This window comes from Gluconobacter sp. GP1 (assembly GCF_032913585.1).
Taxonomy (GTDB): Bacteria; Pseudomonadota; Alphaproteobacteria; order Acetobacterales; family Acetobacteraceae; genus Gluconobacter; species Gluconobacter cerinus.
The window spans coordinates 336,650-357,486 of the sequence record NZ_JASGXC010000001.1 but is presented as its reverse complement, the minus strand read 5'-3'; the positions used below and the strand labels follow the sequence as shown (position 1 = coordinate 357,486).

Annotated in this window: 20 protein-coding genes, 1 tRNA gene and 1 pseudogene; 7 read left to right on the top strand and 15 right to left on the bottom strand. The window is 51.5% G+C overall.

What is annotated here, in order from left to right; genetic code table 11:
• Nucleotides 1-437: TetR family transcriptional regulator C-terminal domain-containing protein (locus tag R5H23_RS01740; RefSeq protein ID WP_317214087.1), on the top strand; the 437-nt coding region annotated here is incomplete at its 5' end.
• Between the two features lie 962 nt (nt 438-1,399).
• Nucleotides 1,400-3,775 carry a Hint domain-containing protein gene (locus R5H23_RS01735; protein ID WP_317214086.1) on the top strand — a complete coding sequence of 792 codons (2,376 nt, stop codon included), beginning with the start codon at nt 1,400-1,402 and terminating at the stop codon, nt 3,773-3,775.
• Nucleotides 3,776-4,209: 434 nt separating this feature from the next.
• Here R5H23_RS01735 and ampC read toward each other — a convergent pair whose 3' ends face one another.
• Nucleotides 4,210-5,358: a class C beta-lactamase gene (gene ampC, locus R5H23_RS01730; protein ID WP_317214085.1), complete on the bottom strand. Its 1,149-nt coding sequence runs from the start codon at nt 5,356-5,358 to the stop codon at nt 4,210-4,212.
• A 160-nt stretch (nt 5,359-5,518) separates the two neighbouring features.
• On the opposite strand from ampC, the pseudogene R5H23_RS01725 reads away from it, so the two are divergent.
• The 3 genes and pseudogenes from R5H23_RS01725 to R5H23_RS01715 all read left to right on the top strand — a co-directional run bounded on the left by R5H23_RS01725 (nt 5,519) and on the right by R5H23_RS01715 (nt 8,452).
• A pseudogene (locus R5H23_RS01725) lies at nt 5,519-6,466 on the top strand (IS5 family transposase).
• Between the two features lie 942 nt (nt 6,467-7,408).
• Nucleotides 7,409-7,999, top strand: a complete 591-nt coding sequence (locus tag R5H23_RS01720) for a CatB-related O-acetyltransferase (protein ID WP_317214084.1) — start codon at nt 7,409-7,411, stop codon at nt 7,997-7,999.
• A 219-nt stretch (nt 8,000-8,218) separates the two neighbouring features.
• On the top strand, nt 8,219-8,452 hold the full coding sequence (locus R5H23_RS01715; RefSeq protein WP_249211278.1) for a hypothetical protein: 234 nt from the start codon (nt 8,219-8,221) through the stop codon (nt 8,450-8,452).
• Between the two features lie 101 nt (nt 8,453-8,553).
• Here the strand turns inward: R5H23_RS01715 and R5H23_RS01710 are convergent, their stop codons facing one another.
• From R5H23_RS01710 to R5H23_RS01695, 4 genes are all read right to left on the bottom strand, one after another.
• Entirely contained in the window at nt 8,554-9,750 is a 1,197-nt protein-coding gene (locus R5H23_RS01710; RefSeq protein WP_317214083.1) for a diguanylate cyclase, read from the bottom strand.
• Nucleotides 9,751-10,485: 735 nt separating this feature from the next.
• Nucleotides 10,486-11,085: a nucleoside 2-deoxyribosyltransferase gene (locus R5H23_RS01705; protein WP_317214082.1), complete on the bottom strand. Its 600-nt coding sequence runs from the start codon at nt 11,083-11,085 to the stop codon at nt 10,486-10,488.
• A gap of 66 nt (nt 11,086-11,151) precedes the next feature.
• Nucleotides 11,152-12,612 carry a xylulokinase gene (xylB, locus tag R5H23_RS01700; RefSeq protein ID WP_317214081.1) on the bottom strand — a complete coding sequence of 487 codons (1,461 nt, stop codon included), beginning with the start codon at nt 12,610-12,612 and terminating at the stop codon, nt 11,152-11,154.
• A 118-nt stretch (nt 12,613-12,730) separates the two neighbouring features.
• Nucleotides 12,731-13,603 (bottom strand): N-formylglutamate amidohydrolase, encoded by an 873-nt coding sequence (locus tag R5H23_RS01695; protein ID WP_317214080.1) that lies wholly within the window; start codon nt 13,601-13,603, stop codon nt 12,731-12,733.
• 78 nt (nt 13,604-13,681) lie between these two features.
• Between R5H23_RS01695 and R5H23_RS01690 the strand changes: the two genes are divergently transcribed.
• Both R5H23_RS01690 and R5H23_RS01685 read left to right on the top strand, forming a co-directional pair.
• Nucleotides 13,682-13,756: transfer RNA gene (locus R5H23_RS01690), tRNA-Val, on the top strand.
• 707 nt (nt 13,757-14,463) lie between these two features.
• A complete protein-coding gene (locus tag R5H23_RS01685; RefSeq protein ID WP_317214079.1) occupies nt 14,464-15,477 on the top strand; it encodes a Hint domain-containing protein in 1,014 nt (337 codons plus the stop codon).
• Nucleotides 15,478-15,695: 218 nt separating this feature from the next.
• Here the strand turns inward: R5H23_RS01685 and R5H23_RS01680 are convergent, their stop codons facing one another.
• From R5H23_RS01680 to R5H23_RS01635, 10 genes are all read right to left on the bottom strand, one after another.
• Entirely contained in the window at nt 15,696-15,902 is a 207-nt protein-coding gene (locus R5H23_RS01680; RefSeq protein ID WP_317214078.1) for a hypothetical protein, read from the bottom strand.
• Entirely contained in the window at nt 15,899-16,132 is a 234-nt protein-coding gene (locus tag R5H23_RS01675; protein ID WP_317214077.1) for a hypothetical protein, read from the bottom strand. The genes R5H23_RS01680 and R5H23_RS01675 overlap by 4 nt, the downstream gene beginning before the upstream one ends.
• Entirely contained in the window at nt 16,129-16,338 is a 210-nt protein-coding gene (locus R5H23_RS01670; protein WP_046902179.1) for a hypothetical protein, read from the bottom strand. Before R5H23_RS01670 ends, R5H23_RS01675 begins: the two co-directional genes overlap by 4 nt.
• Nucleotides 16,339-16,377: 39 nt before the next feature.
• Nucleotides 16,378-16,713, bottom strand: coding sequence for a hypothetical protein (locus R5H23_RS01665; protein ID WP_317214076.1), 336 nt, complete (start codon nt 16,711-16,713; stop codon nt 16,378-16,380).
• Nucleotides 16,710-17,057: a cell wall hydrolase gene (locus R5H23_RS01660; RefSeq protein WP_317214075.1), complete on the bottom strand. Its 348-nt coding sequence runs from the start codon at nt 17,055-17,057 to the stop codon at nt 16,710-16,712. Before R5H23_RS01660 ends, R5H23_RS01665 begins: the two co-directional genes overlap by 4 nt.
• Nucleotides 17,058-17,123: 66 nt before the next feature.
• Complete coding sequence (locus R5H23_RS01655; protein ID WP_317214074.1) at nt 17,124-17,423, bottom strand: hypothetical protein; 300 nt, start codon at nt 17,421-17,423, stop codon at nt 17,124-17,126.
• Nucleotides 17,423-18,199 carry a hypothetical protein gene (locus tag R5H23_RS01650; protein WP_317214073.1) on the bottom strand — a complete coding sequence of 259 codons (777 nt, stop codon included), beginning with the start codon at nt 18,197-18,199 and terminating at the stop codon, nt 17,423-17,425. The genes R5H23_RS01655 and R5H23_RS01650 overlap by 1 nt, the downstream gene beginning before the upstream one ends.
• Nucleotides 18,196-19,377: an SGNH/GDSL hydrolase family protein gene (locus R5H23_RS01645; protein WP_317214072.1), complete on the bottom strand. Its 1,182-nt coding sequence runs from the start codon at nt 19,375-19,377 to the stop codon at nt 18,196-18,198. Before R5H23_RS01645 ends, R5H23_RS01650 begins: the two co-directional genes overlap by 4 nt.
• Entirely contained in the window at nt 19,265-20,017 is a 753-nt protein-coding gene (locus R5H23_RS01640) for a hypothetical protein (RefSeq protein ID WP_317214071.1), read from the bottom strand. Before R5H23_RS01640 ends, R5H23_RS01645 begins: the two co-directional genes overlap by 113 nt.
• A complete protein-coding gene (locus R5H23_RS01635) occupies nt 20,010-20,309 on the bottom strand; it encodes a DUF5681 domain-containing protein (protein ID WP_317214070.1) in 300 nt (99 codons plus the stop codon). The genes R5H23_RS01640 and R5H23_RS01635 overlap by 8 nt, the downstream gene beginning before the upstream one ends.
• Between the last annotated feature and the right edge of the window lie 528 nt (nt 20,310-20,837).

Sequence of the window (20,837 nt, the reverse complement as noted above, 5' to 3'; positions counted from 1 at the left end):
AAGAGGCGCTGTATCACGAGGTGATTGAGACCTACATGAGTGTCGCTGGAGGTTGGTTTCTCGATATCCTTGGTGAAGATACCGATACGCGAACTGTCTTTCAGGATTTAACGACAGCAGCTGCCGTTGAATTTACACGCCCCGACCAGCCTGCAGGCTGCATGATCTCAGTCGCGGCAACGCAATGCTCCCCGAACCAGCACCGTTTGCGCGATCTTTTGGCTAGTCAGCGGACACAGGCAGAAGGCGCTATGGCTGCACGCTTGCAGCAGGGATTGGAGGTAGGAGATTTGCCGACCGGTACCGATATTGAGGCTCTGGCAGCGTTCTACGGTTCCCTCCTACGCGGCATGGCTGTCCAAGCTCGTGACGGAGCATCACAGGAGCGGCTGATGGAAATCGCGCGGTTCGGGATGAACGCTTGGCCAAAGGCATGACCGAGACTTTAAATACAGTCTTGGTAAGCCCACTTACGCACTTTTTTTGTTTTCCATATTCGTGACAAGCGAACCGTTACTTTTAAGGATGTGAGAAGGCGATAGATGCAAACTGCATTTCAACCTCTTTGTGCCATACGCCTCAAAGGAAATTATAGTGATCGAATGGGCGCTCTAATGTGACTCCAGTAGAAATTACAAATGTGCAATTTGATGATGCGATACGGTAAGGCAGACGTATTGTCCGCATGATTGAAACTGGAAAACATTACAACGGGTCTGTCTGCCGCATGGCCGTAACCGACTTCAGTGTGGGCAGAATAACATCCAACACAAAATCACCTTGGCGCAGCTTTTCCGTAAAAGCTGCATAACCATGGAATCGTATCTCACGGCATGCCAACAGGGATTTGGGCCCAAACCGGCTTCTCTTGCCAGACTTCACTCAGGAAATATTACCACCACGCACAGGGATATTTGAAAAGCGCTGTAAATTTCAAAATCAAATATGATGTGGTTTTTCTTTAAATTCTTACCATTCCAAGGCCGTATTTCGATTCTGATCAAATCGAAAATTCTTCAGACGTCACATCGAATCCAAAGCATCCATCAGAACCAAGAAAAAACAACTCCTCGGATTGGAATAATTTGAATTTCGTGAGCGAATACATTTCTTTTTAAATTTTTATCATAAAAATAAAAATTCCTGATTATTTAAAGGCTTTTCCAATTCCAAAATCGTTTTTGAGACAGCCTTTATTCGTTCGTAAAAAAAACATTAAAATTAAATGCCATATTTTGTCGGAAAAAGCTTGAATTCATACTTTGTAAATGTTTGTTTTTTTCTCACTGCAATGGCCCGCAATAAACCGGCGAGTAGTTGCAGAGGAGAAACTTTCTGAGCCAGGGCGTGAACCCTTTCACATTCCGCTCAGTGGTTGATGATTGAGGATGCACACGCAATGGCGACTTATAATGTTTCCTCGGGGCAAATCGCCTCGAATGTTATCTCCGCTGGCGATATTGAAATCGTCTCGAGTGGCGGTGCAACGCAGGACCAATACAACTACGGTCAGCGATTTGTTTCGTCGGGCGCCATCGTGCGGAACGGTGTGGTCAGTGGTGGTGGTAAGGATTACATCTCCAGCGGCGGCTCTTCCTACCAAGGTGTCATCTTGGGCGGAGGTATTCGTTACGTTTCTGGCGGTGGAACGGCCAATAATCCCTATATTCGTAGCGGCGGTACTGTCAGTGCCGCTAGCGGGGCAACTGTTCTTGCTGTTAGCGCTTTCAGCGGCGGCGTTCTGAGTGCTGCTGACGGTGCTGTCATCAGCGGAGGCACTGTCGCAGCAGGTGCTGCTATTACGGCGGCTTCAGGTACTATTCTCACGGGTACGATCACAAACTCAGGAAGCATCTCTGGAGGTGTGCTCTCGGGGGCTGGCACTACATTAGTAGTCTCTTCCGGTGCAACTCTTGCTAGCCAAACGATTGGAAGTGGTGCCTCGGCTACTCTTCAAGCGTATGCAAGCGCCGGAACCAATCTTGTTATAAGTGGTGGTACACTGGACCTGTACACCAATAATACGACTAGCACGACTATTGTTGGTACTGGCGGTAACTTCATTCTGGAGTCTGGTGTAACCTTTACGGCTACCAGTGGAAATTACGCTACCAGCGGAAACACAATTACCGTTAATTCGGGAGCCGTTCTGTCTGGCTCGCGTATTTCTTCCGGTGGTACGATAAATGTTCAGGGTGGCGTTGTATCCAGCACGGTAGTGGATGGTGGAACGCTGAATGTTTACACACCTACCGGCGGGACGAATAATACAACTTTCACGTCGAATGGTGGTGTTGTTAATCTGGAATCTGGATTTAAAGATACCAGAACCTGGACCGTCTCTAATAACGTTACCTTCAATGTTCTGAGTGGTGCCGCGATCTCCACCCCCACAGTTCAGAATGGCGGTACTGTAGCTGTTGCCTCGGGCGGTATGATTGCAGGGCAGGCAGTTGTCTCTTCGGGCGGTACTCTGGTTGTCAACGGCACTGTTGGCAGCAATAGCATCCTGCTCTCTGGTGATGGTGCGCGTTTGGTTGTCAGCGGCACCTCCATGCCAACCAATACAATTTCTGGCTGGTCTCCTAAGGACACGATCGATCTTGCCTCCATTCCGCAGGCCAGTGTTACCAGTGTCAGTACGACTGCAAGTGGCATCACGTTTTACACGACCGGCGGCACGTACTCGCTCAATGTACCGGGTGCCAGCAGCTACGGTTACACCCTGTCGTCTGACAGTAATGGCGGCCTGATTTACACAACCTGCTTTGCAGAAGGCACCTCGCTTACGACGCCAGACGGCGAAGCAACTGTCGAGACCCTCGTGCCCGGAACGCTGGTCATGACACCCAAAGGCGCCATGCCCGTCAAATGGCTGGGTCATCGCTCCATCACGGTTGCCGACCAGCGTGTGCCAGAAGAAAACTGGCTCGTCCGCATCCGCGAGAGCGCTCTGGCCGATGGCGTTCCGTCCCGTGATCTCCTGGTCACGCAGGAACACTGCATGGTCTTCGAGGGCAAGCTTGTTCCAGCCCGTATGCTGGTTAACGGCGTCTCGATCCTGATTGATCGCACGATCAACAGCTACACCTATTACCATGTGGAGTTGGAGAGCCATGAAGCGGTCTGGGCTGAAAACGCACTGACCGAGAGCTATCTTGATACAGGGAACCGCAGCCAGTTCGACAACCACGCAGTGACCGCAATCTTTGGTGGCTCAAAGGCTGGCGGTTCGGAAACACTGCCGCTGGAGACGTCCCGGGCGTTTGTCGAGCCGATCCATGCCGCGATTGCCGCACGCGCTGCAAGTGCTGCGCCTCAGCCCGAGCTGACGACGGATCCAGATCTGCACCTGGTGACAAACTTTGGGCAGATTATCCGTCCGCTGCGTCAGGCGAACGATCGGGTCACATTCATGATCCCTGCGAATGTCGCGACTGTTCGTCTGGTTTCGCGGACAAGCCGTCCGAGTGACACGATCGGACCGTTTGTGGATGATCGTCGTGACCTGGGTGTTCTTGTCGGGGATGTTTCACTCTTTGCTTCGCGTCAGACAATCAGTCTGACAGCGCACCTTTCTCTGTCTCATCTGTCAGGGTGGCACGGGCTGGAATCTTCCAGATACCGCTGGACAGATGGGGATGCAGCTCTGTCGTTGCAGAGCGGAGATATCGTTAGCAGAGAGCCAAGCATTCTCTCCATTCAGGTTGTGTCCGGTGGACCATACCTTATGGAAGATCACACTGTGCGCTCTGATCTGCGTCAGGCCGGATAACGCGCTATTAAATGATGATGGGGAGGCGACTGCCTCTCCATCACGTCAGACGTCTTTGGCCTTCAAAATTTCTTCAGACTCTGCCTGAATGAGGCTCTCGCATATTCAGAAGTCCAGGTTAAAAGCGCTATTACTCACCCCGTCCATAGACGTGGTGGCCATCAGAACCTGAACCGGTCTGTCTCAGGCACAACACACCAAGAGCATCGTGGTCGCTAAGGGTGCTTAACATGGCCGTTGTCAGCCAGCCGGACCACCCTAGAATTTTTGCTGGCGATGTTCGATAAGCGGCCGTCGTTGGTTAGTGAACTGCTCTCTACCACTCGTTAAGAGAACAGTTGTCCTGCTACGTTTCTTCATGCAATCGACATGGCGGCGGGAAAGTCCGTTCTTTGATATCGATCTTCAAACTCAGACGTCTTCGTCATTGGCGACTATTGCCGAGAGTTCAATGATTCGATGAGCGAGTAGACTGCTTTCACCCGAGCTTCATTAGGATAATTTTTGTTAGCTAGGACAACTATGCCGATATTTTTACCGGGCAGAATTGCAATATAGCCACCAAAACCATTCGTTGATCCGGTCTTGTTAAGGAGAACGTTTTTCTGCGGAGGGAGCGGCGGCCTCAACTTCTGCTCTGATTGTGGTTTCATGATAAAGTCAGATCCATTGCCCAGTGTCATCGTATTTAGGTTAGTGGGCCAGGAGTACTGCTCCCAGATCATGTCCTGCGTGAAGAACGCTGTTTTGTACTGTCCGTCATGAGTCTTCTTAACAGCCTTCCGCAATTCTTCCGAAGCTGCCCCCTGACCCATCTCTACATCGAGGACCTTCAGCATGTCCCGAGCGTTCGATTTTATTCCGTAGGCTTCATCAGCCAAAACGCCGGGGCTCATTCGGATTGGTGCGTTGGTCTTGCGGTCATATCCCCAAGCGTACTGGCCCATTTCACTTTCTGGTATGTCGAGCCAAGTATGCTGCAGCCTGAACATAGGAATAAGTACGTCCTGCACAACTTGCTTATAGTCAGAGCCCATGGCCTTACCAGTGATGTAGCCAAGCATTCCGATGCTGATGTTGGAGTAGCTTCTTACTCCCGGTTCCGATGGTTGCCAGTTCTTCAACCAGGCCACCAGCCCATCTACGTCGGTTATGCTTCCCGGAACCTGCAAAGGCAGGCCTCCCGAATGGTGCGTTGCCAGATCCATGAGGGTCAACCGATTGCCTATCGAACAGGCATCTACACAGACATAATGTGCTACTGTTTCATTGAGGCTGAGTTCACCGCGTTCTTCAGCCAATGCTGCAAGCGTCACACTAAAGATTTTGCTTATTGAGCCGAGTTCAAAAAGAGTATCAGGCGTGACAGCGCGGTTATCAGCCCGTGAGGCTACTCCAGCGGCATAAAATTCATGTTTGCCGTTACGGGTAATACCGATAACAAGGCCGGGTATGTCGTATTTTTTCATCACGGGTTGGAGCACATCGCGCGCCTGTTCAGAAAAATTGTCCGCTTTTGCAGGCAAAATACTTGAAGCGATTACGGCAACAGAAAGTGCCACAATCAACGGCCGCTTATTCATTTATATGCTCCACCCGTGCGTTCCTCTCGTGAGTTCGTGAAAATACTAGGTGAGTATAATCGATCCCTTATGAACATAAGTGGAGGCTTCAAAAAACTCTCTATTTTTTACGGGTCCTTTGTGATTCCTTTTTTCCAGTTCTAATTGGAAAAATGGCAATATGAAGCAGCCCGTTTTTTGATGTTAAAGAGCGACTTGCTCGGTTGAGTGAGCTTGGTGATCAGCTCGAGGCGTTTTCCCGGAATGTGGATTTCAACGTGTTCCGTCCTGATCTGGACAAGGCTCTTGCCTACGCGGATAGGAGCAAAGGTGGCCGTCCTCCATTTGATCCGGTGCTGATATTCAAAATCCTCGTGATCCAGACGCTGAACAATCTGTCAGACGAACGGACGGAATACCTGATCAATGACCGCCAATCTTTTATGAGTTTCCTTGGTCTGGGCTTGTCGGATCGTGTACCGGACGCCAAAAAACGGTCTGGCTGCTCCGCGAACATCTAACGCACGCGGGTGCGACTGAAAGACTGTGCAATCGGTTCGACACCATATTGCGGAACGCAGGCTATCTGCCGATATCAGGCCCAATCCTGGAAGCAACACTGGTAGAAGGTCCGAAACGACAGGAGGACGGGGCTATGCCCGCAACAGATCTTGCCATCCCACTCTTTAGCTACAAATCCCATGTCTCCATCGACCGGAAATTCAGGCAGATCCGTCAATGGAAGGCAACTGATACGGCCGCCAGTGATGGCACCAGACCTGCGTGAGGGACTGCTCGATCGAAGCATACAGCATCCGATGTCTGGGCTGACACAGCCTACCGCTCAAAGGCTAACGAAGCTTTCATGGAGAAGCAGGGCTTTGTCTCCAGCGTTCATCGCAAGAGGCCGTATCTCAAACCCATGCCGCGACATATCCAGAGATCCAACGCAAGAAAGTTCGTTATCCGTTCGCATGTCGGGCATATATTCGCCGATCAGAAATCATAGACGAAGCTGTTCATCCGCAGCGTCGGGATCACGTGAGCAACCATAAAGATCGGGCTGGCCAACATCGTCTACAACATGCGCCGCTTTTCCTTCTTTGAAAGGATCAGTGCAGGCGCATAGTGATCTTGGGCACAATAGCTTCGCTCTACCGCAGATGCAGAAATAATTTCCCCACAAAAAACCATCAGGACCTAATCGGTGACCTGGAATCAGGACGCCCCAAAATGATCAAAGGTTCTTCGATCCCCCAAATTTGCTTACCGAAGAATTGAACGGATTTTTGTGTATCTGAAATGTAAGAGACTGTGATCTATCTGCCTGCGTTGGTTTCCATGAGTAGACAGACGGATTGGGGGAACGGAAGATTTTAAAAACCATGCAGTTCTTCGTAAGCCAAACGGTGCGAGGTTCGCGTTTATCTGCAAGCGCCCCCATAACTGGTCCATTGAAAAATTGTGCTGGTGTTCTGTAGGCCTCGACGAGCAGCTATCGGACGCAGAAGGTAAGGGCAGTATACCTCTGCCAACACACGACCTGAAGTCACTAGAGTATATCTGCGAGCAGTTTATTCTGAGCAGCTAAACCTATGGTCGCCATCAGACGGCCATGGAAATCCAACGGGATCTGCCCAGTGCGCACCTGTCGTCACAGGGTCACAACTGACAGGCGTCATTCCCTTGATGTTGCAGCCAATGTTCTCTGCGGCAACTTTCTCGCTAACGAACTCAACCAGAAATGGGCAGCAAATATTACTCACGCGATTTTCAAAAGAAACCGAGGGAATACAGGATGATGTCCGACAAGGAAAACCGCTTCTACAATCCGCGACGGCGCCATTCATATCTCGGCAACATAAGCCCGCCCCCTTTCGAGGCTAAAGCCGTATAACAAAATCACATACCAACACATAACCGTAGCAAGTTCACTTAATGAAGCATTCAGAATTAGATGCCCCATTCGCACAATTGAGATCATTCCAATTTCTCAGTAAAAAGATATCTGTGAGGCGATAGAAAGACGATTATAGGTTTTGTAAACTCTTATCCGGAGGAACAAAAATCCATGCTACGCCGTAACAATATCTTCTCACTACTCCTCCGGCATTCTCTCGCATATGAGATTGAAGAATGGGGGTGGGAAATTGGCGAGCATTCATATGGAGCCAAAGGATCTCCCATAATTATAGAAGAAAAATATGCCAGACTTCACGTAGGAAAATATTGCTCCATCGCCAGTGAAGTTTTGATGATTTTAGGAAATCATAGATACGATACTATTACTACATACCCATTTAAAGATATTTCGTTTGCATGGCCAGAAGCTGCCGATTCCGTTGATGACCACTCCACAAAAGGAGATATCATTATTGGCAATGACGTTTGGATTGGAGCGCGCGCTAATATAATGTCCGGTGTCACCATTGGTTCTGGTGCAATCGTTGCCACTGCTGCAGTCGTGACCAAAAATGTTCCCCCCTACGCCATTGTCGGCGGGAACCCGGCACGTGTTATAAAATATCGATTTTCTGAAGAAGTAATAGAACAGCTTTTAGAAATTGCGTGGTGGGATTGGACTGAAGACGTTATCCGAACAAGAATGAAACTCTTGATGAACGACGATATAGAGGGATTTTTGCGAGCGTTTAAAGTTTGAAAACGCCCTTTCAATCCGAATAAAGTAATTTAGAAGAATTTTATAAGACCATTTTACGTAAACTATCCAAGAAAACAGCATTAGACGTTTGTACATACAAGAAGCCTATCTATTTCAATAGATTCAGCATGATAAAGGCAGTGCCTCAGTTTCTTTTTGTTTCAAGTTCGCCATCCCTCTGCTCCAAAGTTCGTGCGTTAATGGTGCCAGGAGGAACGTATGAACAAGATTGTGAAATTTGGTACAGGCATCAGCTTGGCACTTGCTCTGTCAGCCTGCTGGGGTCCCGGACCTGATGGTATGGGCGGCCGTCATGGTGGTGGCCATCATCACGGGGGCGGACAAGGTAGTTATGGTAATGGGCCGGGCGGCAATGGCGGTGGTGGATACAACCAAGGTGGAGGCCGTGGCGGCGGAATGGGCGGCGGCAACGGTCCCAACGGCGGCATGTAATTTGGAACCCCAGCTTCGGCTGGGTTTCTTTTTAACAAGTTTGAGTTTGCAAAAATTTTCTAAGTTTCAAACAAATAATATTTTTGAAAACAGGTAAAAAATTAATTCCTATTTAAAGACGAGTATTTCATAACGCAATTACGGCCAGCAGTCTTGGCTGCATAGAGAGCTGCATCGGCTTGCGTCAGAAGAGACTGAAAATCTATAACGTCCGCCTCCTTTCGATAAACAACGCCTATACTCACTGTCATTTGCAAGCCTACGTCAGAGATAAAGCACGAAACATTCTCTACGGTCTGGCGAATTTTTTCAGCCAGACCGAGCGCCATGCTTTCATCAATAGCGGCGACAGTAATTGCGAACTCTTCTCCGCCAACACGACCAAATATTTGCTCGGCACACAAAGCATCAGAAATAGCCGCGCTTACAGCAACAAGCGCTGCGTCGCCGGTGAAATGGCCATATGTGTCGTTAATATCCTTGAAGCGATCAAGGTCCAGCATCAGTATGGCGACGCCCTCATCCTTCCGCGTTTCCCTAACGTTTTTTATCAGATCCGCACTTCTCTCCAGATAAGCTTGGCGGCTTAGAACGTGCGTCAGACTATCCCAGGTAATGGACTGATTCAGCCGAGCGACCAGAGCACGCTGGGTATTCATAATGGCGGCCACCGTCAGTGGGCCAAGCACTAAAAAAGAGAGCCCAAGCCGAAAAGAAACAGTGACGCCAATAGTCTCATTCGTCTGATGAAAATTCAGCAGGCCAGCTTCCACAATTCCCATCACCGTGACGTTAAAAATCAGAACGACAAGGCACATTGGCAACACGCTATAGGTGAGGGCACACCACAGCAGGGCAGGGACGGGAAAGGCAATAGCACCCGGGCCTCCAGTAAGTGTCGCAAGAACGACGGACGCTGCCAAACTTACAATCGGAGCAATATTGAAGCTTTGCGCTGACAGGACGCTGCGCCAGCCCGCATGTACGAGATCTGAGAACCATTTTCTCCCCGCAAAACAGACAGGGAGCAAAACGAGATATCGGTTCAGTTCGCTGCTGAACCACAGAATGAAGCGGCCCCACGGCGTACTACCGGGGAGAGAAAATGCTATTCCTGTTCCGACCAATGCGGCCGCCCCGGCCGCGCCAGAACAAACGAGAAGCAACGCAAGAACCGACTGAGGGCCATCCAGCTCTTTTTCTTGTCGCTCCAATCGTCGGAACAGAGCATACCCTACACTAACGCCAGCTAGGTTAGCCGTGGCCAGCCAAATATTGACGAAAAGTGGATCCGACATTACCCACCCGGCAAGCAAAAAACCGGCAGATGCGCTAATCCAGCAGCTTTTTTGGCTAAAGCGCGGGTAAGTGATCATCAGCCAGAGCAACAAAGCGTTTGCTGGCCAGATCTGGGCAAGCTGCCCGATGTAGCGGGAAGATATGCCAATCGTTGCTGCAACAAATACAACGACGCCGACAAAAAGAAATGGTGGACATTTTTTTGTCAGACGTAAAAGCATGAAAAATTAAACTATCCCAGATTTACAATAAGCCGACCTCTTGAAGTCTGCATCAAACATGTTTTCCAAACCATTAAGAAGCGCTTATCGGCATACGTAAATACCCTGATAAAGACCTACAAACACAAATTGTCATGTTTCCCAAAATAGAAAAACAACAAAATCACTTTTAATAATTGTGTCTTCTACCAGCCACCCAACGGCCCAACGTTCCCCACGCCATTAGGGGCGCGACCGGCTCCAAAACCCGTACTCATCGACATGGAGCCATGAACTTTGCCATCCTTCAACTCATTCATCGCATTACTCTCTGGAGATGTAGAATGAACAGGCTTCAAAAGATCCCCGCGGGCATCTTTCTGAGGTGAAGAAGCACACCCGGATAGGATGCTGAAACAGACAATGGTCAGTCTGTGAAATTGCAAGGCGGTAACCTCTCAGAATGATAGGCGCACCGCTCTTGATCTTAAAGCCTGCTGGCGAGCCTGTTCAGATCCTGTACTGGAATACACTTTAACTCCCAAGGCGCTCTGAGAGACGTTTTGCTGCTTTTCGAAATGCTTCATAAAAATCTGGATCCACAGAAATTTCTCCACCCGAGAAACCAATAAATCCATCGACCATCCCATTCTGAAAAAGGCCTTCAGAATGAACCAGCATTCCATCCGGATCTTCCTGAGTCCCGGATGCGGGCGCACCATCCTCTACCCGAGTGCGAAGCATCTGCTTCCAGGATTTCCCCCAATAGGCTTCAACTTTTTCGGGATACAGTCGTCCATCAACCGTATAGCCCTCCATCGGCTTCCCCAGACCGTGCATATACCCGATCTCTACGGCCGTGCCTGGATCCATATCCGCCGCACGGCGAAAAGGATCCACACAAAACAAACCTGCATCGCACTGATCCATCAGTGCACGGTCAGCGCGAACAAATGCCAGAATGGTCTCCCGCCCTGGCGGCATCAAGCGAGCCTCTGCCTGCCCATCGAACGGAGCAACTCCTTCAAGCCCATAGTCTGCGCAAATGGCTTTAAGACGCTCGAATATGGAGAGGGCCTCAGGTCGGAAGACCAAATCCCCAGCAAGATAGACGGAAGGAAGTTTTGTCTGCATGAACATGGGCCCTATCACGCGTTTGCAGCAGAAAAAACCTCTTCTTCTCGCAGCGCCAAAATTAATTCATGCATCCTGAATATTACGAAGTGCCGGATATAACTTCCGGTATCTGTGATATGCTGCGGCATACTCATTTTGAAGATGTGAATCAGGGTCTGTCGCCGAAACGCGCTCCGGAGACGTGCAAACGCTCTCCACGCTCTCACCCGTTGCTGCGATACGAGCCAGTCTAGCGGCGCCGAATGCTCCACCATGCTCACCATGTGCCAGACAATGGAGCCTGAGACCCAACACGGACGCCAGAATGGAAATCCAGAATGGGCTTCGTGAACCGCCGCCAATCACATCAGCTTCCTGAATGGAAGATCCTGACACTTTCAGGCCCTCAAGAGCGTCCCGAAAGGAGAATGCTACTCCTTCCAGCACAGCCTGGGTCAGTTCAGCACGGCTTGTATCTTGTGAAAGCCCAATAAATGCCCCGCGAATAGTACCATCGTTGTGAGGCGTTCTTTCGCCAGAGAGATAAGGCGCAAACAAGACAGGCGAAGGGTGAGCAGGCTTTTCAGGGAGTTCGGCCAGCAAATCAACCTCCTTCATTCCGCATGTTCTCGCCCACCAAGCTAGCGAGGCCGCAGCAGAGAGGGTGACACCCATTTGATGCCACGTCTCGGGAACGGCATGACAGAACGCATGGATGGCAGACTGATGCTCGGGGCGAAATACGTCGGTCGTGACCCAAACCACACCGGACGTTCCCAGCGAAATGAACGCATCGCCATTGCGAATTGCACCCAACCCGACAGCACCCGCAGCATTATCGCCAGCGCTTCCAGCGAAGACAGGAGAGGCGGCCATTCCCCACCGTTTTGTTAGGTCGTCGTTCAGATACCCCGCGGCCGCGGTTCCTTCACGAAGCTCAGGCATGTTCGCACGCGTCAGACCCGTTGCTTTCAAGGCCTCCACTGACCATTCACGCTTTCCCACGTCCAACCAGAGAGTGCCTGACGCATCGGACATGTCTTCAATCATCTGGCCCGTCATTTTGTAGCGCAACCAGGCCTTGGGCAGCAGAACATGCTGAAGACGTTCGAAGATTTCAGGTTCATGTCGTGCGACCCAAAGAATTTTTGGAGCGGTAAAGCCAGGCATTGCCACATTGCCTGTAATTTCCCTGCTCCCTGGGAAGCGCTCTTCAAAAAGGACGCATTCTGCTTCTGCGCGGGTGTCATTCCATAGAATGCAAGGCCGCAGCACATCTCCCGCAGAATCCAGTAAAACCGCACCATGCTGCTGGCCAGAGAGACCAATTCCCCGGATCGCAGCAACAGCGTCCGGAACTCTGGACTTCAAAACGTCGATGCCGCGACAGGTCGCAGTCCACCAGTCTTCCGGGTTCTGTTCACTCCAGCCATCGTGCAGCCGGCTAACCGTCAATCCCTCTGTATGGGACGCAACTTCCTGCTGGTTTTCGTCCACTAACAGAACCTTAATTCCGGAAGTTCCGACATCAATTCCCAGAAACATGCCTCTGTCCCAAACCCGAGTTTAAAATCTGGAGCTTAGCGCATAGTTTTAGAGAATAATCAGGGCACAATTTAGTGACCGCGTTTCTCAGCAGAAAACCATAAAAAAGCCATTAGGATCATTCGGCTGCTTCTACTTCGGCCGCCTCAAAAGAGTGACATACGAAGTCAGCCAATTCCCGAACGAGACCTTCCATATCCGCTTTGACCTGCTCAAAACCGCGCGACGGCTGGAGCGTGGCTGGATTCAAATACCGGGATCGGCAGATTTCCAGTTGAAGAACATGGATTCCATCAGATGGCCGACCGTAATGCCGCGTGATGTAACCACCCGCATAGGGCACATTTCTGCGAACAGCATAACCTTGCCCTGAAAGATACTGCTCCACACAGTTCGTCAGGGCAGGGGAACAGGATTTCCCATGCAAGTCTCCCAAAACCATGTCGCAGCTTTTCGCCTGATGCAGGCGAGGCATGGAGTGAGCCTCAAGAAGAATGACCGAGCCAAACTGCTCCTTCATTTCGCGCAAAAGATTATGCAGGGCCTCATGATAAGGCACCCAAGACGTAACCAGCCGCCTTTGGACCTCATCCAATGGCAGGCAATGCGTGTAAATTGGCCGACCCTGGGTGGCACAACGGGGAATAACACCAAAACCCGCACGAACTTTGGAAGTCTGCAGAAGACCAGAAGGAGGAAGGGGAGGTTTGAACATTCCCGAATCCAGCTCTCGACAGTCCCGGTTTACGTCACACCAGATCCGGGGAAATTCTGTTGAAAGCAATGCGCCCCCCGTGAATGGAACACACTCAAACAACTGATCGACAAATCGATCTTCCGTCTGTTGCAGCTCCCATAACGAGAGACGACTGCTCTGCAAAAAGTCCTGAAAATATTTCTGCCCGGAATGCGGAGAGGAAACCACCAGAGGAATGGCCGTTTTCTGAGGCTTTTGAATGATTACAGCAGGATAGGGGGTAGGGGTGGTCATAACCTCAGTGCATTTTTTTGTTCAAAGGGGGGTTGTCACGCCCATTCGAGACAGCTAAACACCGCCTCACCGGATCGGGGGCGCATAGCTCAGCGGTAGAGCACTACCTTGACATGGTAGGGGTCACAGGTTCAATCCCTGTTGCGCCCACCACCCGATCCGGTCAGAAATCTCCTTATAAAATAGCAGTTTTCCAGAGAAAATTCGGAACCAATCCGATCATTTCTGCTGCCGCATATCGCCGATATCTACCGCGTAGAATCGTGCTGTACCGATAAAATCCGTGCAGAAATTAGGCTCTGCACGAATCGCTTTTGGGTTGCGTGGGGTTCAATAGTTGTCATACGATTCTGGTTCACATTCCGAGGCGGCTATAGCTATCGGGGACGTGGGGAACTCACTACCACGGCGCAGGTGGAAGCCCTGCACTCAAGCGTGCTACCGTCACCATGGATGTGGTGACACGGTGATATTCTACCGGCCGTAGCACTGTCCCGTTCCGGGTCAGGAGCACAATGTGGGTTCTTGTAGGCCCACCCGCATCCAACCATTGAAGATTTTCCAATAGTTGGTACTGACCGGCCAGGAAGTGCACTGGCCTGACGCTTTTTCTCTCAAGGCCTTAAAACTCGCTTACTTCAGATGAAAATCACAGGCGACACCTACCAAATATATCAGGTGTAGATACAGGCACCTAAATCGTATCGCGATTATGTTGAGCAGTCTGGATCGATGCAGCAATTCTGTCTTTGCTATGAATGTAGGTAATACGATTATCCAAATTATTATTCCCTCTCTTCGATAAAATTTGTAACAATTCCCAACGGAATGTAGAATCGATACGCACGAGGGAAAGCCAAGTGAACCAGCAAACAGAATGGAATTTCACCTATAATGATGGCCCGACATCCATTTCTGGAACATTTGAAACAGGCGATACACCTGTTTCGACAGAAAAAGATTATTGGTACGAAGTAACTTCGGTTAGCGGAACTGTTAATGTCGATGGGGATAAATATACAATAGGGGGCGCAGGGAGCTTAAGCCCTGATAATACAATCAGTCAGAATTGGGTATCTCAAACTAACGGATTTCAAATAAAAGATAGTTTCCAGTTTTATACTACAACAACTACAGGATTGGGGCCATCCACATGGAATATACATGCCGGAAGGATACCGGGACTTTACCAAATGTCTCGGGAAGGGGTAGCGCCCAATGATTCAGGAATTGATATTTTAGGCTCCTTTTCAGCAACTCCAACATCACCCCTTCCGTCTGATCCTAATCCTGTCATCAATCCACCTTGTTTTTGCGCAGGAACCTACATTCGTACTATTAACGGAGACATAGCCGTCGAAGATCTTGTGATCGGCGATCAAGTCTTAACGCTGGATGGAAAAACAAAACCTATTACTTGGATCGGATCCAGGAAAGATCACGCTTCGCATTACCCAGAAAAGGAACGTAACGGTTTTTGGCCTATTCGCTTTAAGGCGAATTCCTTAGGTTTCCATTCTCCCACAGAAGATCTTTTAGTTTCGCCTTTGCATGGTATGTTTGTTGATGGCGTTCGTATATGTGCTTTTCTTCTTGTGAATGGCAGTACAATTTTACAAGAAAAAAGTAACAATTATGTGGAATATTTCCACGTAGAACTTTCCGATCATAGTATAATTTATTCGAACAATGCGCCGAGTGAATCATATTTCGAGTTCGATAATTTTCGTTGTCGATTTGATAATTCTGGAACTTACCCACTGGCCCAGAAGCAGCTCGAAGGGCGAACCCATTGTTGTCCAATGATCTGGGAAGGAAAAGAGCTTGACCGTATTAAAAACAGGCTATTACGTAGGGTTTCAGAAGCTGTGTAACAGCTTTTTACGGACCTAAAGCCATAAAATTACGATAATAATTCCTCCTCTTTCCTGAAAATATTTCCAGAATTCTTTAACAACTATCCTTCCATATTATAGCAAACAACCATTTTGCTATAATATGGAAGCCAGCAGCCATCATGCCGCACAGACTTCTGCCACCAGGGAAACGACGGTCTCACCAGTCGGTGACGTATCGTGGGTGCCGAACTGGCTCACTGAGCCTTTGAGCACGCCCGCACTTGCTCACGCAGCCCGATATAGTCACCGATCCAGCGCACGGTCTGTGACTGCGGGTTCGCTCTGATCTCCGTGGCCAGCGCCTTCTGATCGGCAGCCGAGTACGTCACCAGCGTAGGGCAGGGCACATAACGCACGGAGGTGCAGCCGGTGACGGCAAGCGCCAAGACGAGCCACCTCATGCGCTGTCACCATCGAGCCGAGCCAAAACAGCGTCTGTTGTAGCGGGCTTATCCGCCTGAGCCTGGGCCATCGCTTCGGCCTTCTCGGTGATTGCTGTTGCGCTATCAGTCGCGGCTTGTGCCGTCGTGACAGACGCGTTGTTCTTCCCGGCCCGGTACGAGAACCAGATCAGCCAGGAGACAAAGGCAAGGGCAATGACGCCCCCGCCGATGTAGACGTACTGGCTCAAGCAGCCGCAGCCGTTTCAGTCGTGGTCGTCTTCGTTTCCAGCGCCGTGACGAGGGAAGCGATGTTGCCCGCCAGACCGACAAGAGCCGCCTTGGCCGCTACCGTGTCGCAATTCGGATCCAGCTTTTCGATGATGAAGCCGCCGAGAACCGGAAGCAGTTCCTGTCCGAGTGCGCCGGCTTCCTGAATGAGTGTGTCAGTTGCCATGATGGCATTTCCTTCTGAGTGGGTTGGGGTGTCCTGCAGTCAATCCGCAGCTGATGCCGTAGACTTGCTGAGGATTTCGGGGATGGCAGCCTTCACCTTCGCCGCGTCTTCGCGTGCGACAGGAATGGCGGTAATGCCTGGACGCAGGCGAGGAATCGCCCATCCGATGCAACCGCCAATGGCCGACATCAATTCGTAAAGTCCGGCCCACTTGCTCGTCGCTTCCGAAGGCTGGATCACGGCGCGCAGGATCGCGCAGCCAACGATCAGCCATGCCGGATAGATCAAATATTGAGCCGGGATCAGATCGGGCAGCAGCACCAGCAGGGAGCCGACGCCGCCAGCCTTGAGGAAGGTGTTGACGTTCGGGTTCATGCGCCATTTCCCGTCAGGCCGATGCGATAAAAGGCATGATGACCGATTATCTTAAGAGGCTTCCGGTTTGCGGCCCATCGCGGCTTGGTTGATCCGATTGCGTAGTAACTATCGGCGCCCCCCGTGATGTCGGGAAGCGTGTGAGCAACCATGCGCCCCGCAAGGCTTAGAGCAGATCTGAAGATTAGGTCTTCGTCTGTCACAGCTTTGAGCTTCGCCAGATTAGGGTCGTCTTCATTGCGACAAGAGAACTGCCACGGGGTCGTGCACACAGACGCAATATCGTGCCCCCACCAGCCGGGATGAGCTGCACGATTGGCAATGACGTTCAGAATGGCCTGCACGCCGCTAACACCTTCACTACGGGCTTCCCCCCCACGCTGTTCGCGCTGCGATATCGATTACAGTGTTCACGTGTGAAGCGCCTGCCAGAAATGGAGAAGGCGCTCCCCGTAGATCGCCAAGAAGGCGAGGACCGTTACCGCCATGGCACCAGCCCATTTGAAAAAGGACATGCCACCAAGAAGGGTGCTGATCATGCTTTTGAGGTCGCGCAGGTCCGTGTCCTGCCGTTCCCCACGCATCCGCCCGTCTGTCTGGACTTCTCCGAGCTTCACCTGAATGGCCGTCATACCAACCTCCAAGGCTGTGATGCGTCGTTCGTGGTCGTCAAAGCGCGGGTCCGCTGCCGCTGGCATAGCGTCACCCATCAGACAATGACGCCATCGGCTGCGAGGTCCGTGCGAATGAGGGTAGCCATTGCCGCAAGATCCGCATCGGACAGAGCAGCATTCCAGGCAAAGCCGCGTTTGAGCTGAATGGACTGCGTGGTTCCGAAAAGGCTGAGATAATCAGCCCCCAGCATCACAGTCGGGGTCTCGCCAGACTTGGAATAGATTGAGCCTGACCAGCTTTGGATCTTCTCAGTGCCCGCTGATAGGGCGCGGACAGTCGCTGTAATTCCGTTCCCGCCCGAAGAACTGATGCGAGCGACGTACAGCCCCCAAGCCTGCGCCTGAGCATCAGTGATGGCCGCCCCCTCATACTGCGTGGACAGCGAGCCATTCACATCATTGCAGAGATAAAGAAGCGCGTTTCCTGAACTGAGGCCAAACGCTAGGCCATTCCAGCCATTCAGGCTGGTAGAATTATAGAACGTCGCTCCCATCACCCCGAGATTGCCATTCCCCGATGCGGGCGCATTCGGCAATCGCGCGACGAACATCAGTGTCATGTCCGCCGATTGCATCGCTGCTGTCTGAAGCGCAACGGGTGAGGACAGAGAGCGGCCCAATGTGACAATCTCGTCCGCAGCCACAGGGGCTGTCGACAAGAAAGGCACTGAAGGGGCGTTGCCTTCCGCCAGGTTCTCAAGCGCACTATCAAAGCGGCTCGCATAAGACGGCTGAACCGCAGTCGGATAGACGCCCCCAAGGACTTCACTGGCACTCTGCGACAGGACCGTTGCAGTCTGAACGTAGCTCATGCGTCGATATCCTGTGCGATGAATGCATTTACGGATGCCCCGGCATCCGATGCCAGCGTGCGACAAGTGGGCGGGAGCGGATGGATTGTGTCGGGGTGCCAGAGCAGAGGATCATAGTTCCCGGCCGCATTAACCGAGAGCGGAAGCCCGTTCAGAAATGGCGTCAGAAGCGTGATGTTCGGATGCTGGCCAGCCGGGAAGTACTGCCAGAACCAGTCCATATCGCCTGTCTTGGCCTCGGAGATGACCCAGACGTGTTTGACGCCAGCCGCCAGAACAGCCGCTGCGATGGCCTGGACGTTCTGAAGCGTTGCGGCCTTGTCTTTGCCGTGGCTGAAATCGTTGATCCCGAGCCAGATGGTCGCAAGATCGTATCCGCCTTTGCCGAGTTCCGTAATGAGACCCGGCTGCGTGTTGGGAATGAAGTCCGTCGTCTGTGACCCGGAAACAGCAAGGTTAATCACCTCAAGCGGCTGATCCAGATAGTCCCCGATCATGCCCGGCCAGTTCTGACAGTCCGTATTGATGTAGCCCGCCGTGCGGCTGTCACCGATGCAGAACAGGCGTGGCTTGACCTGCGGCGTGTAATTCCACCGCAGCGTTGCAGATCGGTTGGCGCGCTGAATGTCGGTGGTCGTGGCAGCACGTTTGGCAAGAACCACGCCCGTCAGAACACCATTGCAGGCATTTCCCAGACCGGAAGAGCCAAGCGTAAACTCTGACATCGTCCCAAGCGCCGAATCTGCGACCGTGACAGCGTTCGACGTCTCGCCAATCCACGTTGAAACTGACGTGCCACCGGCCGCGCTGATGCCCACCATGGACGGATTGCAGGGCTGGTACTGACTGCCCTGAACGTAGGATGTGCCATCATAGACGCCGAGCTTACCGTCTTCGTTGATGCCGCTGATGGTCGAGACGGACCCGACCGTCAGAAGCTGAATGCGTTCATCCGACGCCGCGTTCGTGCCAGCCCACCGACCAAACGCCAGGGCCGTGAACGTGCCGGACGCAAGAGACACCGCAGTGTTCTTCAGTGACCGGGCAGTCGAAGCGCCAGATGTATCAAAAGAGATGGCCGGAAAGCCGTTGACCGTGACCACCCCGATTTTCGGGGCTGATCCGTAGGAGCCCGTCAGGTTCCTGCTCGTACTTCGCGCCGCCGTCGTCCTCGCCATACTGAGCCACGAGCTGCCTCTTTTCTGCTGCCAACTGTTCAGGGGTGAAGCGCTTTGTCTTCTCGACGCTCGACACCTCGCAGAACCAGTCGTCTTCCTTGCGCATGGCATCGAAGAACGTCTTGGCGTGATTGCGACCGCGTGGCGTAGTGATGAACATCGCCCATCCGCCGTTCTCAAGCAGGATAGGAGAGAGGAACGCCCAGGCCGACGGGTTCGCCAGCGCCCACTCGGAGAACACCACACCAATCGGCGTTGAGCCCACGAGGCTGTTGAAGTTGTCCGAACCAACGACCTGCCATGTCGATCCGTTGATGAACCGGATGAACATTTCCTGCTCTTTGGTCGTGGCGCGGATCTCTGCCGGGAAAGCCTCATCGATGCGGCGGCGTCCGGTGTGTGGGTTCACGGCGTCCCAGATGGCCTTCCGCGCCTGGCTCGCCTCGGGAAGCATGTGCCAGTAGTTGCCAACCTTCGTGAGCGCAGAAACGGCCGCCCAGTTCAGCGCGACGTCATCCTTGCCCCAACGACGATGCGCGACCTCGTAAGCGCGTTTCCCGCCGTTCTCGAGATAGGTCCAAAGCCCCATCTGGTAGTCACGTGGAAGCCAACCGTAAGCCGGGATCTGAAGCTCAGCCATCACTCAGCTTGCGAATGACGATCTGGAAGGGCTCTCCACCTTCCGCGTTCTCCAGTGCGACTGTGTCCTTCGGCTTGCCCCACGCGCGGTCGAGCAGCGCATTGGCAGCAGACACGCGAGCGCTTTCGGGTGCTGTTGCTTTACCTGCGATCTGTGCCAGCGCTTCGATGGCCGTGATGGTGTGAGACCGTGCAAGCTCGACAACCTCTTTCAGGGCCTTTGGTCGCCCTGATGGATTGCCGGATTGTCCTTTTTGGAATGGCTTGCCGCTGCTTGCAGTGGGTTCGGTCATAGGCCCAACCTATCATCAGGCATCAATCAGTACAAGCAAAACCGGTAACAGGATACCACAATTCTGCGCTCAATCCGTGCTACCCCCCCATGACCACAAGACAGACAAAATCAGGCCGGACTGGCTGCATATGCGTGTTACACACATTCATAATTCAAACAGTACGTGATATTATAAAACATTCGAAACATTTGGGCGGATTTTAAAGTCACGCTATGACGATTGAGCGAAAGAGAGTTTTTATGAGACAAAAAATAGTTAAATTCTGTGCGTTTATAATTATTTTAATAACTTTTATATATATTGCTGTATTTGTAAATTCATTACTCTCAATACTAGAAATATCAACAGAGAATATGGCCGATAACTTTATTGAAAACTTGAATTTATTATGGGTTATTATGAATAATCACCACGTAAGGCTCGATTTCTATTGTAAACTTACGTCAGTTTTTTCGGTTTTTCTTTCCGCATTCTTAGGTTTTGGGATACTATACAGCGCAAGTGCAATGAGAAGAAAAATTAATA

Bases quoted from the DNA above. Each gene is read 5' to 3' on its own strand.
- R5H23_RS01650 (WP_317214073.1), bottom strand. From the start codon at position 18,199: ATGAGCTACGTTCAGACTGCAACGGTCCTGTCGCAGAGTGCCAGTGAA.
- R5H23_RS01710 (WP_317214083.1), bottom strand. From the start codon at position 9,750: ATGTCGGATCCACTTTTCGTCAATATTTGGCTGGCCACGGCTAACCTA.
- R5H23_RS01655 (WP_317214074.1), bottom strand. From the start codon at position 17,423: ATGGGTGACGCTATGCCAGCGGCAGCGGACCCGCGCTTTGACGACCAC.
- R5H23_RS01735 (WP_317214086.1), top strand. From the start codon at position 1,400: ATGGCGACTTATAATGTTTCCTCGGGGCAAATCGCCTCGAATGTTATC.
- xylB (WP_317214081.1), bottom strand. From the start codon at position 12,612: ATGTTTCTGGGAATTGATGTCGGAACTTCCGGAATTAAGGTTCTGTTA.
- R5H23_RS01680 (WP_317214078.1), bottom strand. From the start codon at position 15,902: ATGAGGTGGCTCGTCTTGGCGCTTGCCGTCACCGGCTGCACCTCCGTG.
- R5H23_RS01695 (WP_317214080.1), bottom strand. From the start codon at position 13,603: ATGACCACCCCTACCCCCTATCCTGCTGTAATCATTCAAAAGCCTCAG.
- R5H23_RS01720 (WP_317214084.1), top strand. From the start codon at position 7,409: ATGCTACGCCGTAACAATATCTTCTCACTACTCCTCCGGCATTCTCTC.
- R5H23_RS01705 (WP_317214082.1), bottom strand. From the start codon at position 11,085: ATGCAGACAAAACTTCCTTCCGTCTATCTTGCTGGGGATTTGGTCTTC.
- R5H23_RS01640 (WP_317214071.1), bottom strand. From the start codon at position 20,017: ATGGCTGAGCTTCAGATCCCGGCTTACGGTTGGCTTCCACGTGACTAC.
- R5H23_RS01715 (WP_249211278.1), top strand. From the start codon at position 8,219: ATGAACAAGATTGTGAAATTTGGTACAGGCATCAGCTTGGCACTTGCT.
- R5H23_RS01635 (WP_317214070.1), bottom strand. From the start codon at position 20,309: ATGACCGAACCCACTGCAAGCAGCGGCAAGCCATTCCAAAAAGGACAA.
- R5H23_RS01645 (WP_317214072.1), bottom strand. From the start codon at position 19,377: ATGGCGAGGACGACGGCGGCGCGAAGTACGAGCAGGAACCTGACGGGC.
- R5H23_RS01665 (WP_317214076.1), bottom strand. From the start codon at position 16,713: ATGAACCCGAACGTCAACACCTTCCTCAAGGCTGGCGGCGTCGGCTCC.
- R5H23_RS01670 (WP_046902179.1), bottom strand. From the start codon at position 16,338: ATGGCAACTGACACACTCATTCAGGAAGCCGGCGCACTCGGACAGGAA.
- ampC (WP_317214085.1), bottom strand. From the start codon at position 5,358: ATGAATAAGCGGCCGTTGATTGTGGCACTTTCTGTTGCCGTAATCGCT.